13 protein-coding genes are annotated in these 14411 nt (G+C 62.2%); 7 read left to right on the forward strand and 6 right to left on the reverse strand.

Going from position 1 to position 14411, the window contains the following annotated elements; genetic code table 11:
• Positions 1-390 precede the first annotated feature (390 nt).
• Positions 391-1161: an MBL fold metallo-hydrolase gene (locus B3K53_RS07970; RefSeq protein ID WP_292083656.1), complete on the forward strand. Its 771-nt coding sequence runs from the start codon at positions 391-393 to the stop codon at positions 1159-1161.
• 199 nt (positions 1162-1360) lie between these two features.
• On the opposite strand, the gene B3K53_RS07975 is transcribed toward B3K53_RS07970, so the two are convergent.
• Complete coding sequence (locus tag B3K53_RS07975) at positions 1361-2374, reverse strand: GlxA family transcriptional regulator (protein WP_292083657.1); 1014 nt, start codon at positions 2372-2374, stop codon at positions 1361-1363.
• 111 nt (positions 2375-2485) lie between these two features.
• On the opposite strand from B3K53_RS07975, the gene B3K53_RS07980 reads away from it, so the two are divergent.
• Entirely contained in the window at positions 2486-3169 is a 684-nt protein-coding gene (locus B3K53_RS07980; protein ID WP_292083658.1) for a glutathione S-transferase family protein, read from the forward strand.
• A 197-nt stretch (positions 3170-3366) separates the two neighbouring features.
• Here the strand turns inward: B3K53_RS07980 and B3K53_RS07985 are convergent, their stop codons facing one another.
• A complete protein-coding gene (locus B3K53_RS07985; RefSeq protein WP_292083659.1) occupies positions 3367-3723 on the reverse strand; it encodes a hypothetical protein in 357 nt (118 codons plus the stop codon).
• A 111-nt stretch (positions 3724-3834) separates the two neighbouring features.
• On the opposite strand from B3K53_RS07985, the gene B3K53_RS07990 reads away from it, so the two are divergent.
• The 5 genes from B3K53_RS07990 (at position 3835) to B3K53_RS08010 (ending at position 7083) form a co-directional block, all read left to right on the forward strand.
• Positions 3835-4263 carry an MAPEG family protein gene (locus B3K53_RS07990; protein WP_292083660.1) on the forward strand — a complete coding sequence of 143 codons (429 nt, stop codon included), beginning with the start codon at positions 3835-3837 and terminating at the stop codon, positions 4261-4263.
• 47 nt (positions 4264-4310) lie between these two features.
• Complete coding sequence (locus B3K53_RS07995) at positions 4311-5183, forward strand: CPBP family intramembrane glutamic endopeptidase (protein WP_292083661.1); 873 nt, start codon at positions 4311-4313, stop codon at positions 5181-5183.
• Positions 5180-5719: a GNAT family N-acetyltransferase gene (locus B3K53_RS08000; protein WP_292083662.1), complete on the forward strand. Its 540-nt coding sequence runs from the start codon at positions 5180-5182 to the stop codon at positions 5717-5719. The genes B3K53_RS07995 and B3K53_RS08000 overlap by 4 nt, the downstream gene beginning before the upstream one ends.
• Positions 5720-5845: 126 nt before the next feature.
• A complete protein-coding gene (locus B3K53_RS08005; protein ID WP_292083663.1) occupies positions 5846-6181 on the forward strand; it encodes a hypothetical protein in 336 nt (111 codons plus the stop codon).
• Positions 6151-7083 (forward strand): alpha/beta hydrolase family protein, encoded by a 933-nt coding sequence (locus B3K53_RS08010; RefSeq protein ID WP_292083664.1) that lies wholly within the window; start codon positions 6151-6153, stop codon positions 7081-7083. The genes B3K53_RS08005 and B3K53_RS08010 overlap by 31 nt, the downstream gene beginning before the upstream one ends.
• A 997-nt stretch (positions 7084-8080) precedes the next feature.
• Here B3K53_RS08010 and B3K53_RS08015 read toward each other — a convergent pair.
• From B3K53_RS08015 to B3K53_RS08030, 4 genes are all read right to left on the reverse strand, one after another.
• Positions 8081-9889, reverse strand: coding sequence for a hypothetical protein (locus tag B3K53_RS08015; protein ID WP_292083665.1), 1809 nt, complete (start codon positions 9887-9889; stop codon positions 8081-8083).
• A gap of 145 nt (positions 9890-10034) precedes the next feature.
• Complete coding sequence (locus B3K53_RS08020; RefSeq protein ID WP_292083667.1) at positions 10035-10973, reverse strand: ATP-binding protein; 939 nt, start codon at positions 10971-10973, stop codon at positions 10035-10037.
• Entirely contained in the window at positions 10970-13132 is a 2163-nt protein-coding gene (locus B3K53_RS08025; RefSeq protein WP_292083668.1) for a Mu transposase C-terminal domain-containing protein, read from the reverse strand. The genes B3K53_RS08020 and B3K53_RS08025 overlap by 4 nt, the downstream gene beginning before the upstream one ends.
• Positions 13129-13932 carry a TnsA endonuclease N-terminal domain-containing protein gene (locus B3K53_RS08030; RefSeq protein ID WP_292083669.1) on the reverse strand — a complete coding sequence of 268 codons (804 nt, stop codon included), beginning with the start codon at positions 13930-13932 and terminating at the stop codon, positions 13129-13131. The genes B3K53_RS08025 and B3K53_RS08030 overlap by 4 nt, the downstream gene beginning before the upstream one ends.
• Between the last annotated feature and the right edge of the window lie 479 nt (positions 13933-14411).

Raw genomic sequence — 14411 nt, forward strand, 5'->3', positions numbered from 1 at the left:
AAGCCTGGTCGCAAGCGAGATATGGTGGCGGGCCTCTGTGATGACTGGGGCGTCGATCCGGCGGACTTGCCTGGGTGCGGGAAATGGACAAATCCCGTCGCCCTGACCAGGCCATCCTCGAAGCCCGTATCAAGGCGGCCTGTGAGACGCGCGTGCGCTACGGCTAGCGCCGGGTGCACCTGCCGCTCCATCGCAAGGGCTGGCGAGCAAATATCAAGAAGACGCACAGGATTTACAATGCCCTGAGTTTTCAGGTGATGAGCCAAGCCGGATTGGCCCGGTCCAGGACAAGCGGTTCGCTTCGCCAGTTGTTGTCGCTGCTAGATTTAATTTTTCCCTTCTTGGACCGTTCTTGACCATCTGATCCAGAACAACCACTGAGAGTATTTCATGCACATCAAGCAAGTTCGGAACGCTACCCTGCTGATCGACTTCGGCGGCTCGAAATTCCTGATCGATCCCTACCTTGCCGAGAAGGACGCCAATCCGGGCTTTGAAGGCACGGTGAACAGCCACATCCGGAATCCGCGCGTCGATCTGAATACGCCGATGGATGAAATCCTGAACGTGGACGCGGTGATCGTGACCCACACCCATCCGGATCACTGGGACGAGGCAGCCATTCGCTTGGTGCCTAAAGACCTGCCGCTTTTCGCGCAGCACGAAAAGGACGCGGAACTCATCCGCTCGCAGGGCTTCACCGATGTCCGCCTGCTCCAAGCTGGCGCCCGCTTCGGTGACGTTGATCTGATCAAGACCCCTGGCCTTCACGGTCGCCCCGAGACCGTCGCCGCCGCCTATGAAGTCCTAGGAGACGTCTGCGGCCTCGTCTTCAAAAGCCCGGGTGAAAAGACGCTCTACGTCGCGGGCGACACCGTCTGGAACGATGATGTCGCAGCGAACCTCACGACCTATGCCCCCGATGTCGTGGTTTTGAACGCCGGCGATGCCCAGGTCGCGGGTCTGGGCTCGATCATCATGGGAACCGAGGACATCAAGAAGGTTCACGAGACCGCGCCGCGGGCAACGCTCATCGCCAGCCACCTCGAAACAGTCAATCACTCCGTGCTCAGCCGCGCAGAGCTTAGGGCCTTCGTGCGCGAACACGATATGGAGACGCAGGTTCTGGTGCCGGACGACAACCAGTCCTACACCTTCTGAAGGCGCGAGCATGTGTAGCGAAACCAACATGCGGCTGGGCGCCGGCGCAGGCCGAGGCGATGGTTTCATTTTTGGACTGGTCGCCACGGTTCAATCGCCTGCCGCCGGTTAAGACCAGGAACGAGCGCAGTGAGTGACGGGAGACTTGAACCGGGCGCGCCTAGCAGATTTTCTGCGGCGGCCCCGGTCCGCCCGCCGCTCAGCCCCCGTCCGCGTCCGGCGCGTCTCGCCCGCGTCGAAACCGATCACGATACTGCTGCGGCGTCAGACGTATCCGGAGTTTGAAAGTCTTGCGAAAGGTCGCCACGTCGGCGTAGCCGCACTGGGCGGCGACCTCCGCAGCGGCGAGAGCGGTGTCCTCCAACAGCGCCTTGGCCCGCGCCAGGCGCAGGGTCTGGAGATAGCGCGCAGGCGTGCGATCGGCCGTGTCGCGGAACCGCCGCAACAGGGTGCGCTGACTGACGCCGCAGTGCCGCGCCAGATCCTCGATGCGAACAGACTGCGCCAGACGCTCGTTGAGCCAGTCGCGCGCCTTGGCCAGCAGATCCTGGCGCGGTGACTCCATCAACCGGTCGATCACGAAGGGCGTCTGGGTCTGCCGGTCCAGATCGAGCAGCAGGAATTTGGCGCAGGCCCGCCGCAGGTCCTCTCCGGCGAACCGCTGCACCAACCAGAGCGCGAGATCGTGGTAGGAAGTCACCCCCGCCGCCGAGACGCAGACGCCGTCGGCGACGATCCGTCCGTCAGCTTCCAGATGCACCTTGGGAAAGCGCTCATGCAGGGCCGGCCCGAGCCACCAACTGGTGGTGGCGCGCCGACCGTCCAGCACGCCGGCCGCCCCCAGCAGGAAGACGGCGGAACACGACGCCAGGACCGGCGTGCCCGCCGCCGCGATGCGCGCCAGCCAGGCTGCCTCGGCGTCGAGCCCGGTCAAGGCGTAAAGCAGATCCGCGACGTCTCGATGATGCACGCCCGGGATGATCAGCGCATCCAGCCCCGCGACGTCCGCCGGCTCGGTCTGAATCCGCAGGTCGCCGGCGGTGCGGCGCAGCCCACCCCCGATCGAGATGAACCGGGCCTCGAAGGCCACAGGCTCCGGCGCCACGCCGGCGGCCGACAGGGCGTCGACAATGCGAAAGACGTCCAGAGGCGCGGTCAGGCCGCTTTCCTGGCAGCCCTCGAACACCAAGATCCCCACCGCGATTTTGCGCACAGCACCCCTCCTCCGTTTGGCGAATTATGACGCCATATTGGCAAATTCGCCACTATCAAGATCGGCGTCGCGGCGTCAGGTTCCGGCCACCCTGGTTCAAGGAGACTCCCCATGCCCTCGCCGATCGAGCCTGAACTTGAACTCGTAAGCCATCACCTCTGCCCTTATGTGCAGCGGGCCGCGATCGTGCTGGCCGAGAAACAAGTTCCGTTCAAGCGAACGCTCATCGACTTGGCGAGCAAGCCTGACTGGTTCAGCTCGCTTGCGCCCCTCGGGAAAGTCCCCCTTCTTCGTCAGGGAAACACAACGCTGTTCGAGTCCGCCGCGATCTGCGAGTTTCTGGATGAGATCTACGGCCCGGCACTCCATCCGAGGAACCCGGTGGAACGCGCTCAACATCGCGCTTGGATCGCAGTCGCATCGTCGGTCCTGGACACCATCAGCGGGCTCTACAATGCGCCAACTGAACCTGCCTTCGAGGCGCGGCGGACGGAACTGGAAGCCCGTTTCAGCCGGGTCGAGGACGCCCTTCACAGCGGCCCCTACTTTCGCGGATCTCCGTTCAGCCTGGTCGACGCCGCATTCGCGCCGGTCTTTCGCTACTTCGAGGTTTTCGATCGACACGTCAGCCTGGCGACTTTCGCGGGCAAACCCAAGCTGGGCGCCTGGCGCCAGCGTCTCGCCGAAAGGCCGAGCGTGCGCAGCGCAGTAGACGCCGACTATGGCGATCGCCTCGAACGATTTCTATCTGCCCGCCCTTCGCATCTCTCGACGCTGATCAATGCGCTCGGATGATATGCTCGAGCACTCTACGACGCCAAGTTATGACCTAGGTTCCGCTGGTGAAGCGGTCGACGGCATATCGCGAAGGTAGCGACCGCTCGGCTTCCGTCTCGCACCAAACGTCGGCTTGGAGCCCTAGCTCCATCCCCCGAATGGTCAAAGCTACGTTCTGTGTTGGTGAAATTGAAATCTGCGGCAGCAGTCGTTTTTCAGCTGAGCGGTCGTCGTGAACCTTGAGACGACCGGCAATCGGGCCGGCCGACGCATCGGTCTCCTTGCGGGAATAGCTCCTTCTTCAATCGCCCCCTGCGCCGCGTTGAAAAGTTACCTCCTCCTAAGTTGTTGAAATCACTGCTCACCGCCGGACTCGAAATGACCCGCAGGTCGCCGGCAATGCGGCGGGGGCCGCCTCCGATCGAGACGAACCGGGCCTCAAAGACGACAGGCTCCGACACCACGCCGGCGGCCGACAGGGCGTCGACAATGCGAAAAACGTCCAGAGGCGCGGTCAGCCCGCTTTCCTTGCAGCCCTCGAACACCAGGATTCCCACCGTGACTTTGCGCACCGCCGCCTCCCTGGTTTGGCTAATTTGGCCATCAAATTGTCAATTCCGCCACTATCAAGACCGTCCTGGCAGCGTCAGGTTCCGGAAAACCCTGGTTCAAGGAGCCTCCCCATGACCGCCTATCCTGCCCTGCCCGTCCTCGTCCTCGCCCTCGCGGCCTTGCTGTTCAAATCCACCCTCCTCAGCGCCGTCCAGGTGGTGAGCCGCGCCCGGGCGCGCACCTTCCTGGTCGCCGAAGACGCCCGGTTGATGCGGACGACCGTGACCGACCGCGAGGCCCCCTTCGTCGTCCGCTGCGGCAATGTCTGGCGCAACGATCTCGAAAACATCCCCTTCTTCCTCATCGCCGCCCTGACCTTCGCCCTGATGGGCGGGACCGCTGAGGCGGCGGCCTGGTGGTTCGGCGGCTTCGTCGTCGTTCGCTACCTGCACACGGCCATCTATCTGCGCGGCCTGCAGCCGGCGCGCACGATTGCCTATCTGACCGGCCTCGCCCTGACGTGGGGCTTGGTCGTCTCGAGCCTGACCCTTGCCTTCTAGCTGACGGCGTCCGCCCAGGCCCGCCTTCGCATAAAAGAGCAACCCCCATGCCCCGATGGATGATCAGGATATTCCTCAGCCAGGCGCGCCGCCTTCGAAACGGTTGGTGGATCACCGCCTTTCTGATCGTTCTGGCGTCGCTGCTATTCCCGGCGATCATGGCGTCCGCCCATTGGGACCGCCCGCTCGCCATGCCGGAGCAGGCGCTCATCATCCTGATCGCGACGATGGCGATCCAGAAGTTGCGCCGCCGCCCCGTGTTCGAGGTCGTCGGCCGGCTCGATCGGCGCTGGTCGGCGCAACTGGCCCTTGGAGCGGTTCTGGGCGCCGCGCTGATGGCGGCGCCCGCCCTATTCCTCACCCTGAAGGGATGGGTGCATTGGGAGGCGGTCTTCGCAGATCCGCCCGCCCTGTGGTCGGCCGTCGCGCTCATGACGGCCGCCGCCGCAGCAGAGGAGCTTCTGTTCCGAGGCCTGTTGTTCCAGCGCCTGATCGACGGCGTCGGCGTCTGGCCCGCCCAGATTCTGATCAGTCTGCTCTTCTTCCTCACCCACATGGGCAATCCGGGCATGGAGGGCTCGATCAGGCTGCTGGCAGGCGCCAACATCTTCCTCGCTTCGATCCTGTTCGGCCTCGCCTATGTCCGAACGCGGAGCCTGGCCCTGCCGTTCGGGCTGCATCTGTCGGCGAACCTCACCCAAGGCGTCGTGCTGGGCTTCGGCGTGAGCGGCGCTGCCGAACCGAGCCTGCTGACTCCCCTGTTCCGTATCGAACGGGACTGGCTGACGGGCGGAGCCTTTGGGCTGGAGGGTAGCCTTCCCGGCCTGATCGCGGTCATCGTCCTGCTGGCGGCCTTGGCCGTGGCGGGACGCGGAAAGTCGACCCTGCCCTACTCACCCGCCTCGAGGATCGCCCCATGACAGCCTCAGATCGGAAGAGGAAGCCTTCAGAGGAACACGGCCGCGCGCTCACCTTCCGCGCCATTGATCCCGTCAGCGACGGCGAGATCGTCATCCGCTTCGTGCGCGAAATCTTCGCCCTGTCGTTCGGCGACGACCGCCGGTTCGTCGGCCAGTTCGGCGAGACCGGGGCCGGCTACCTCGCCTGGCTGGACGCCCGTCTCGCCGAAGATCCGCCCTCGGCGGTTTTGGCCCTACAAGGCGAGACGGTCGTCGGCCTAGTCGTCACGGGCCGATATCCGGACGATCCCGCGCTGGGCTACGTCTACCACTACTACCTCACCCCCAGCGCGCGCGGTCGTGGTTTGGCGAGCGTGCTGGACCGCCAGGCGATGACGACGCTCTGCCGCCGCGGCTTCGTGCGGGCGCGGCTCAGCGTGTCGGAGGCGAACGCCCCCGCCCTGCGCTTCTATCTCCGACAGGGGTGGACGGTTGTCGGCCCCCGCCCCGACCAGCCCGGCGTGATCTTCATGGAGAGGGCCACGTCGCCGGAATGAGGCTCTTCCCTCCAGACGCCCCGCCTCAGAGCCGCGAAGCGGCGCCTCCTTTCCGCGATGCGTCCAGTTTAGCGGCACCGCAAAACCAAAGGACGTTCAATGAAGAAATCAGGCCTCATCATCGCCATGACGGCGCTTCTCCTCGCGTCGAGCGCACAGGCGATGTCCGTCGAACAGTTTCTCGCCTCGGCGGCGCGGATACCGCGCAACCTCACAGCCTTGCTTCACCCGGACACCCGCCGACTGGTCGGCGAGGTGCGGACCGCCTTCAAGACCATTCGCACCGAACAGGAGGCCGCCCTCGCAGCGGGCCGAGCCTCGACGACATGCATCCCCGAACGCGTGACGGTGTCGTCGGAAGACGTGCTCGCCCGCCTGAACAGCCTCCCGCCGAGCCAGCGCGCCATCAGCGTGACCGAGGCGCTTCGCGAATGGATGGTCGAGCGCTATCCATGTCATTGATATCTTCCCTGCGCACGCTGAAGCGCTGTTCGTGGCCTGTGAGGCTGGCTCAGACGGGCGTTGTGCTGGCGGCGGCCGGCGGACTGTCGGCCTGCCTGACGCTGGACGTGCCCGAGGACGCCTTCTTCTGGCCCGACGACCGGGTGGCCGCCGAGCAACTGATCCTGCCTGCGGACCCGCCGCCGGGCGATGCGGAGGTCGTGGTCCTGCGGTACGCGGCCGGCGGGATCGGCGCGACCCGCGTCCGCGCCGGCGCGGCCAATACCCCCCTTATCCTCTACTGCGGCGGCAACACCTTTCGGCGCAGCGCGGGCGGCGGCGCGGCGGCCCGAAAGCTGTCGCCCCTCGGCGACGTCCTGATGTTTGATTATCCGGGCTATGGCGACACCGTCGGAACAGCGGATATCGCCCACTTCCGGGCCGTGACCGAGGTCATGGCCCGGCAAGCCCGAGCTTTGGCCGACGCCGAATCCCGCCCCCTGATCGCCTGGGGCTGGAAGCCGGGCGAGACGAGATGCTGGCACCCGGGCTCAGCCGAATGCTGGAGGAAGGTCTTTCCGCGCGAGGCGTGGACGTCGAACGCCTCGTCTTTCCGAACGCCCGTCACGCCGACATGGGCGAGCAGGCTGATTTCGCAAGCCGCATCGCAGCGGCCATCCCCGTTCGCGCCGCCGACGCGTCTGCCGCCCGTTCTCGTGCTCCAGTGCGACATGGATCCGAAGACCCCCTACGCCAGCGCATTGGCCCATGCCCGTCGCCTCGCCGACGTAGGCGTCGTCCGGTTCGTGCGCATCGAAGGCGCCCCGCATTTCATCCTGCTGACGGCTGAAAGCTGCGCGGTCAGCGAAATCGCAGCCTTCACCGCGTCGATGAGTGCAGATGAGAGCAAGTATACACCATAGGCAGCTCGCCAAGCGTCTTGAGGCAGCGTTGGTCTGCTGGACCTCGAAATGGCGTATCCTGTCTCAATCACCTCTCTGTGCCGAAAGCGGACATCTCGATTGTCCGAGATGGGTGGAAAGCGGAAGCCCGCAGCGCTGGGAAGAGAGCACGCATCCCCATATCCATTAAGTCGCTCGTTTGGACCGACAGGAAATCTCGGTCATGTCTCTCATCAGGCTTTACGAAATCACCGCCAGAAACACTCCCGCCGGGCAGAATCCAATCACGATGGCTGCTCACGTTATTGCGCTTTTGCCGCAGGGGGGGCGGCGAGTTCGTCTGGCTAACAACCATGAACTTGACGTCCTCCGGTCGGGGCGTCGCTCTTCCGAAGTCAGCTTGATCGGTGATGTCGTCACGGTCCAGCTGGCTTCGGGTCAACTTCACGGCTGGCGATTGGTCTAGCGCTGTCGGGAGGCAAACCGTGGAAGACGCGAAGAGAAAGCGCGAAGCGGCCGAGCGAGCGGAACTTTACGCCCCAAAGCCAACCGGAGGTCCGTGGCTGGCAGGTTTGTGTGGGGCGACTGTTGCGATGGTCGCGCTGTACACAATCGGAAAAGTCTATGCCCTGCCTCTCCGACAGAACTTGACGGCCGTGGCCCTGATCACTCTCGCATCATATGTCGCCGTCTACGTAGGCTATCGCCGCGCGAGGGAGCGAAACCGCAAGGCGCGAGCCGCCGAACTAGAGGAACCCTCCGAGCAAGGCGACGCAATCCTACCGTTCGGGCCACTCGATCCCAGCGACAAGTTGTGAACCTAAGTTCCCCTACGGGTCGGTTTGCGACGAAGGTCCCCGATCCACAAGCGGACATTCAGGCGTGGCGACCATCCAGCCCGAAAGCGGACTCTCAGATTGGCCGAGATGAGTCAGAATCAGTCGATCTGACACACCGCGCGCTGCAGGACGGCACGATATGTCAGTCGGCGCTTTTGCGTCCGCCAAAGCTCCTTAGGTCACTCGCGAGGACCACCTCGTCTCTGAATGGCTAGTGAGCGTTGTAGAGCCGCCTCCATAACCACCAGCGCCTCCAGTTCCTCACGCTTATGGAAGCCTTGCCCCAAGGAAGAGCGCAGATGGTGCCGTTCGAGGGTTTGCCATACGTGCTTCGGCTCAAGCCCCAACCGAGCGGCGGCCTCCCGGGTGGTCATCCATAGCCGCGAAAACTCATCGACCTGTCCTCTATGGTAGACCGTCCTTTCCCTCTTCGGGATTGGGCAGAGGTGGCCCCGTTCTTCAAGAAACGGGAGATCCACGGCCGAGCAATTGAGGCGCTCGACCACCTCGCCAGGCTTCAGCCAGTCACGATAGAAGGAGCCGTAATCTTCTTTTCGGAAGCTGAACCAAGCCGTCGCATCCGGCCCTCCCATGATCAGGGTGCGCGCCGTAACCGGGTTGATCACCAGACTGCTGCCTCGACCGGCTTCCGACCAACCGACAAGGCCGTCGAGCTTGCCGTTGATCGCTGCCATTACGACAGGAGCCCAAGGCTTTTCTCGGCCGCCTACGCCTTGAAACGCCGTTGAAAGGGAAGGCCACTCTTCTGATCCCGCAAGTTCCGGTAGATTGTTTATGCGCCTAATCAGTTCGTCGGCGACTTCTCGTTGGAGTTGGCGATCACCATAGATCACCTCCGTTATCGGGCTTGTGACCGGGAGCAGACATCCTGATGCAAGGAGCTGTTCGATCGCTACTCGAGGCAGCTTGGTTGCGATCGTGAACCGCCGCCAAGACATGCGAAGTTCAATCTCGTTACGAATTCGGCGTGCGTCTTCTGCATCGAAGTGATGGTGCTGACGCTGCCGCCCCGTTGTGGATACGGGGGTTAGCAACTTTGCCTCCACAAGCTGCGTTATTGCGCCAGGCGAGACCCCAACGTGGGCAGCAAACGTAATGGCTCGAACCTTTGTATGCGGTAGCGGACGGGATATCGGCGCGAGCCGTAAAGGGTCAGGCTCCCTGGCTGCTGCAAGCACCATTGAGAACTGTTGGCGCACAACCGGAACCCTCGTGTCCCGCCTTATGCGTGTCCAGGCTTTGATTTGAGATGGCCTGCCTAACCGCGAGTTTTGTTCCTCGTCCCATAGCGAGCGTGGATACTCCAACATGAACTGAGCTGCATGCCGCCACGCGCACCAGACGGGCGAAAGATGCTGCTCGACTTCCTCGCCCTCAGCCAAGTCGTGTTTGTTCAGCAGCAACCAGGCACGGCGGAAAGCCAGCAGCAGCTCGAAGACGTCCGTTTCCGTTTGCACGGTGAATGCTACGGGGACCGCGGACATGGCTCGTTTTCGAGTCGCCGCACATTCGCTGAACAACGCGGCAACCCATTTCAAAGCGGGACGCGCCGCGGGTGGGACGTAAATGCGTGATGCTTCGCTTATGGGCGTTCCGCAGTGCCGGCACTGATCAATCGCTTCAGCCAGTGGCCATGTTAGAGGTCTTGCACACCACTTGTTGGGGCATTCATCAATCAGCACCTCCCAAGTCCGAGGGCAGAATCCGAATGGCTTGATCATCCATCTTGCATCGTCGCAGTCGCCCCTCTTGATGCTGGGAGGCACCCGACGCCGTGATTGCTCGACCAGGTCTGGACGAAGGAAAACACCGCCGAGCCGTCGTCGCCCGTCGGCCTCTGGAGGTTCTGCGCCCCAGAGTCCCTCCAGATCTCGTTTGGTGAGGCCCACGGCGCTTGCGATCAGATCCTGGTTGGCCTGCAGGCGACCGAGGTAGTCACCGGTGAGTTCAATTCCGACCTGCCTCATGAACTGCACCGGCGTCCCGAGATGATTTCGGGTGACACACCTCAAAAGGAAGCCAGGAAGGGTCTCGTGGGGCTGCGGGATCGCAGGAAACAGCAAGGTCGTCCTGTGTTGCGAGCTAGGCGCGCTTAAAGGAGGCGTCGAAGCGTCAGGCATCGAGCAATCTCCGCACCGGGTTGTAGGAAATGAAGTTCTGCTCGATCGCCCATTGATCGACTGCGTTGGCCAGATCGCACGGTTCGAGGCGATGCGCCCCGCGCCGCAGTGCAAACTCAAGTCCCACCTGGAAGAGACGTGAGACGCGCCCCACAACGCCGGCAGACACCTCGAATAGCGGGGCTAACGCCCGCGCTCCCGCAAGATCAGATCGCTCTCGAAGGATCTCTTCGTCGACGATTACGTTTTCGAGGCGGGCTACAAACTGGGCGAAGTCCCTTCGGTCGTCCTCCCGTTTAGGGTCAAGTGGCCGGATATCGCAGGGTGCCAGAAGCCTCCCATTTAGTTGGAGATTTCGACGGAACATTTGTTCGGCGTCCTGGGTGCCGAGGAAAGCCATGGGCACCAGTCCGGCGTCGAGCATTCCCTTCAGGGTGTCGGTCACATCGTTCTTGAGACCGTTTCGGTAGTTCAGGTGTTGGATCTCGTCGACGATCAGAAGCTCCGTCCCGAAGTGTTCGAAGCAAGCGAAAACCCTGCGCTTCAAAGTCAGTTCATTGCCATGAGACGCATAGGGATCGCCGAACCTGTCCAGGATCGACATCATGAGTTTCTTCGACGTAGATCCACGCTCCAGGTCCACCTTTACGATGGGCCTGAAGGTCTTGGTCGGAGGTCGATCTCTCTCGACGCGCGCCTGATAAGCGAGAGCGGCGGTGCTCTTGCCGGAGCCGGTCGGGGCGAGCACCCGGACTCCCATCTGAGGTTGCCCGCGTGTTTTGACGCCGAGCTGTTGAAGGTAGTCCCAGCGGTCGTGCAAATCGACGTGCTTGGGGTAGGGGATGAAGACTGCCTTGAAGCGAGCGATCTTCTCCGCCACTTCGCCGTTGAGTTGGGATCGAGGTCTCGCCGGAGCGCCCGTACAGGTCATTGGAACTCCTCCCAGCCAGCGCTGTCATCTCGAATGGTAGGAAAGTCCTCGTAGGCAGGCGGAGCCGCAGTCACGGTGCGCGTTCTGGAGGGGGCTTTCGCCTTTCTGCCTCGCGGGGGACGTACGGGCTTTGCGTGGCCGTCCGTTCTCTCTGGAGCCAGGGCCGCTGTGGAAATGACGGGCGCCATGCCATCGTGCCTTGGATCTGCATGGGCTACGCGTAAGTGTTGGCGGGCCGACGCTTCCACATGAGGGGGAGATAGAAGGCGAGCGGCTGTTCGCCTGTTGCGCTTGAGAAGGTGCTCCGGAGCGGCGGCTTCGATTTCGCGCCTGAGCTCAAGGCGCCGATCGCGACGCCCCTCCTCGTCTATCGCCTGGCTTTCGCGCTCCCACTGCTGAATCTGCTGATGAAGCCATTTTGACAGGCCCGAGGCGTAGTCCGGATCAGTGCAAGGGAGAGTTTCGTATTGGCCAGTCGTCGGGTCCCAAACATGTGCCTCGCCGAAGTTGGCGGGGTTGTATTTGACGGTGACCTTGGCCGTAGCTGACCCCTTGCGGCGCGACTTTCTGGGCGTCCGCCCTGCAAGTTTTTCCAGTAATGGGCCTGTTACCGCCGGCTCATGAAACTGGAGATCAAACAAGGACACGCCAGACCGGGAAAGCGTTCGCTCCTCATGAGCGCCAACCATCTTGTCGAGCTGGGCATCGTCACCGATCACCTGAACACCGTGATCGCGGACCCCCTTAGTCCAGATATGGAGCGGGGCGTCGCCAAGGGTGGAGTGAAGTTCTTGATGATAGATCCCAATCGCTGACGTCAGCAGGGCTTCGACCTGTGCCAGCGTGAGGATCGCGTCTTTGCTGGGGTCCAGCTCCCAGGCTCGCATTTGCTCGATAGGGATCGTGCCGCCGGGAAGCTTCTTGTTCAGAAGCGAATTGAGCGTGCCAAAGAAACGTTCGATGACCGCCTTGTATGTGGGGGATCGGACCGGCGCCCATCGGATGCTGATGCCAAGATCGGTCAGCGCCGACTCGACGGAAGTGCCGGTGAATTCCCAGCCGTTGTCGACAACGATTTCATCGAACTTTCCGAAAATATCGGCAAGCTCCGGCCTGTCGGGAAATCGCTCGCGCGTAGCCGCTTTGGGCCTGTTCGCGCGCTTTATGCACTCGGTCACAGAATAGAGCGACGGCGGTTCGAAACTGAGCACCCAGCTCAGGATGCAGCGAGAATGCACATCGATCAGAGCCGTCAAAGTCGGCCGGCCGAGCAACCGCCATCCTTTGACGTCAACTACGACAAACACATCCAGCAGCGTGTGATCCATGGCGCCTAGAAGCAGTGGACGACTGGCGACAAGCCCCTTTCCGCAGGGTTTGAAGCGAGCATCAGCCTCCTTCTTTCCCCATTTGGCGGCCACAGTGTCGTAGCGCTCCTGTTCATGCACGAAGAGCCTGAATGCTTCTTTTGAAGGCAGCTTTAGAGGTGCTTCTTCTTGGCCGCGATTGATCGTCGTTACGGCTTCGCCGAGCAGGTCGCGAGCGCTGGCGATAGTCTCGCGCGGGTTCGACCAGTAGGCCGCAGCAGCTTCTTTCATCAGCTCCACGACCGCGTCCGGCAGCCGCGGGATGCGAGGTCCCTGTCCACGCATCGACTGCGCGGTCCTGAGCGGCCTGAAGCCCGGCTCGCCTCGTGTCTTCAGCCACTGCCGAACTGCTGTAGGCGACGGCGGCTTATGCCCCTTCAAGTGCTGTTGCTTGTTCGCCCATATCGTCGCCAAGGCGCGACGGATGCCCTTGTCGCTAAGCGATAGCCCGGGAAGCTGATCCAAGCTGTTCAGGACAATGTGCCGGACAGCTGCGTAGGGATCTCGCTTGATGATGGCGTGGTAATCGTCTTCCCGATCCATGGTCAGGCGTGTGAGGCGGCTCTTCGCAGGCGGACGGTCCAGCCGCCTGACGTTGCCCTCAAGGAATTCGTCCTTGAGCCAGTTCATGGTCGGCGTGACTCTCTCGCCGCTATCAAGCTCGATTTGAAAAGGTGCGGAGGTGCGTTCGGATCGAAACAAGAGAAATCCGCCGCCCATCACCTGTTCAAGGTAGTGGCGCTCGCCAGCTAGTTCCCACAGTTCACCGGTGTTCAGCTGGATGTCGGTCATTGCTGGCTCTCCCCTTGGGCGTTGAGCAGCGAGACGGAGGTATCTGGATTGAGGGGGTGCGAGAGATCGAGGCGGACGACCCGTCCCACCATCTTCGCCTTCAGCTTGGCCGCAGCAACCACAGGGTCGCCCATGTGCCCTGAGAGCCGGGCCAGGGGCATCTGCCCGGCCCTGTGTAGTTGCTCGGCGACCTCGAACGCGTCCGTCTTCGTGTATTCCGTCAGGCGCCATGACTGAACGTCACAGATATTCCTGTGGACGTGGGCGGGTTCGAATAGGCTTGATTTGAAGACGACCCGGAAGCGCCAGCCGACGCGGTCGCAGATTGTCCGGACCGCCTCCAGTTTTGATGCGTAGTCCGGTTCACGAAGGGCTCGGCGGTCGTTCTTGATTTCGACCAGCTCGATCGAGCCATCGGCAAGCTGCCTGACGCAGTCGACGATGTATGTCCGCTTTCGGCCATCCAGAACGAACTCCAGTCGAAACGGCTGGGCGCGGTAGTCAACAACCTCGGTATCGACCTCGCTGTGCATGAAGAACGCCCGTTCATTCATGCTCTCGTAGGGCAGCGCCCTGCCTGCCTTGCGGCTGACGTAAACCCCTGTCGTGACGTGTCGTCGGCCCGTGATGATGGTCCGAATTGGGGCACCGGTTGGCGTGACAACCAGGGTGGCGGCGGCTGAGAGGTTTTCCCACGACAAGGGGTTAATCCCATCCTGCGCGACGTTGCGCAGGGCGCCGTCTAAGCTCAAGGCGTGAGTGGTGTCGGCCAAGCGTCCGCATCGACGGATATGATCCATCGTGCTCTCCTTTGATTTGAATGAGGATGCATTCAACTCGAGCGTTGGGGATCTGCGTCTCTACAGACGCAGTTGACTCCTCAGCCTTGTGGGGAGATGATCTTCACATCGCAGACAACGATGGGATCGGATCCAGATCCCCAACCAAGCCCCGGCTGCCACCGAGGGTTCGAGTTGTTTCTGGATCAAACGCCAGAGAATACTTGTGTTTTTATGGCGGTCTCATCTTCGGCCCTCCTCTTGTGGCGGACATCCGCCGCTAGTTTTGGCAGCAGATCGCGATCAGGATTCGCCCGCTGCGCTCGAGGAGTTTCGCAAGACTCTTTATTCGAGTCTAAAGATGAATTTCATGCCGAATTAATTCCTGTCGGATGCCGCTAAGTATTTCATATAGGATTGTATATGAAACGATTGGTGATCGGCAGGCCCCTCTTGCCACGATTACGCGAGGGCGAACGTTGTGATTGCACGTAAAATCG

It is taken from the genome of Brevundimonas sp. UBA7506 (assembly GCF_002479495.1).
In the GTDB taxonomy this organism is placed as follows: domain Bacteria; phylum Pseudomonadota; class Alphaproteobacteria; order Caulobacterales; family Caulobacteraceae; genus Brevundimonas.

What these genes read in the sequence shown, in the direction of transcription:
- B3K53_RS07970 (WP_292083656.1), top strand. Translation starts at nt 391, where the DNA reads ATGCACATCAAGCAAGTTCGGAACGCTACCCTGCTGATCGACTTCGGC.
- B3K53_RS07980 (WP_292083658.1), top strand. Translation starts at nt 2,486, where the DNA reads ATGCCCTCGCCGATCGAGCCTGAACTTGAACTCGTAAGCCATCACCTC.
- B3K53_RS07990 (WP_292083660.1), top strand. Translation starts at nt 3,835, where the DNA reads ATGACCGCCTATCCTGCCCTGCCCGTCCTCGTCCTCGCCCTCGCGGCC.
- B3K53_RS07995 (WP_292083661.1), top strand. Translation starts at nt 4,311, where the DNA reads ATGCCCCGATGGATGATCAGGATATTCCTCAGCCAGGCGCGCCGCCTT.
- B3K53_RS08000 (WP_292083662.1), top strand. Translation starts at nt 5,180, where the DNA reads ATGACAGCCTCAGATCGGAAGAGGAAGCCTTCAGAGGAACACGGCCGC.
- B3K53_RS08005 (WP_292083663.1), top strand. Translation starts at nt 5,846, where the DNA reads ATGACGGCGCTTCTCCTCGCGTCGAGCGCACAGGCGATGTCCGTCGAA.
- B3K53_RS08010 (WP_292083664.1), top strand. Translation starts at nt 6,151, where the DNA reads ATGGATGGTCGAGCGCTATCCATGTCATTGATATCTTCCCTGCGCACG.
- B3K53_RS08015 (WP_292083665.1), bottom strand. Translation starts at nt 9,889, where the DNA reads ATGAGGCAGGTCGGAATTGAACTCACCGGTGACTACCTCGGTCGCCTG.
- B3K53_RS08020 (WP_292083667.1), bottom strand. Translation starts at nt 10,973, where the DNA reads ATGACCTGTACGGGCGCTCCGGCGAGACCTCGATCCCAACTCAACGGC.
- B3K53_RS08025 (WP_292083668.1), bottom strand. Translation starts at nt 13,132, where the DNA reads ATGACCGACATCCAGCTGAACACCGGTGAACTGTGGGAACTAGCTGGC.
- B3K53_RS08030 (WP_292083669.1), bottom strand. Translation starts at nt 13,932, where the DNA reads ATGGATCATATCCGTCGATGCGGACGCTTGGCCGACACCACTCACGCC.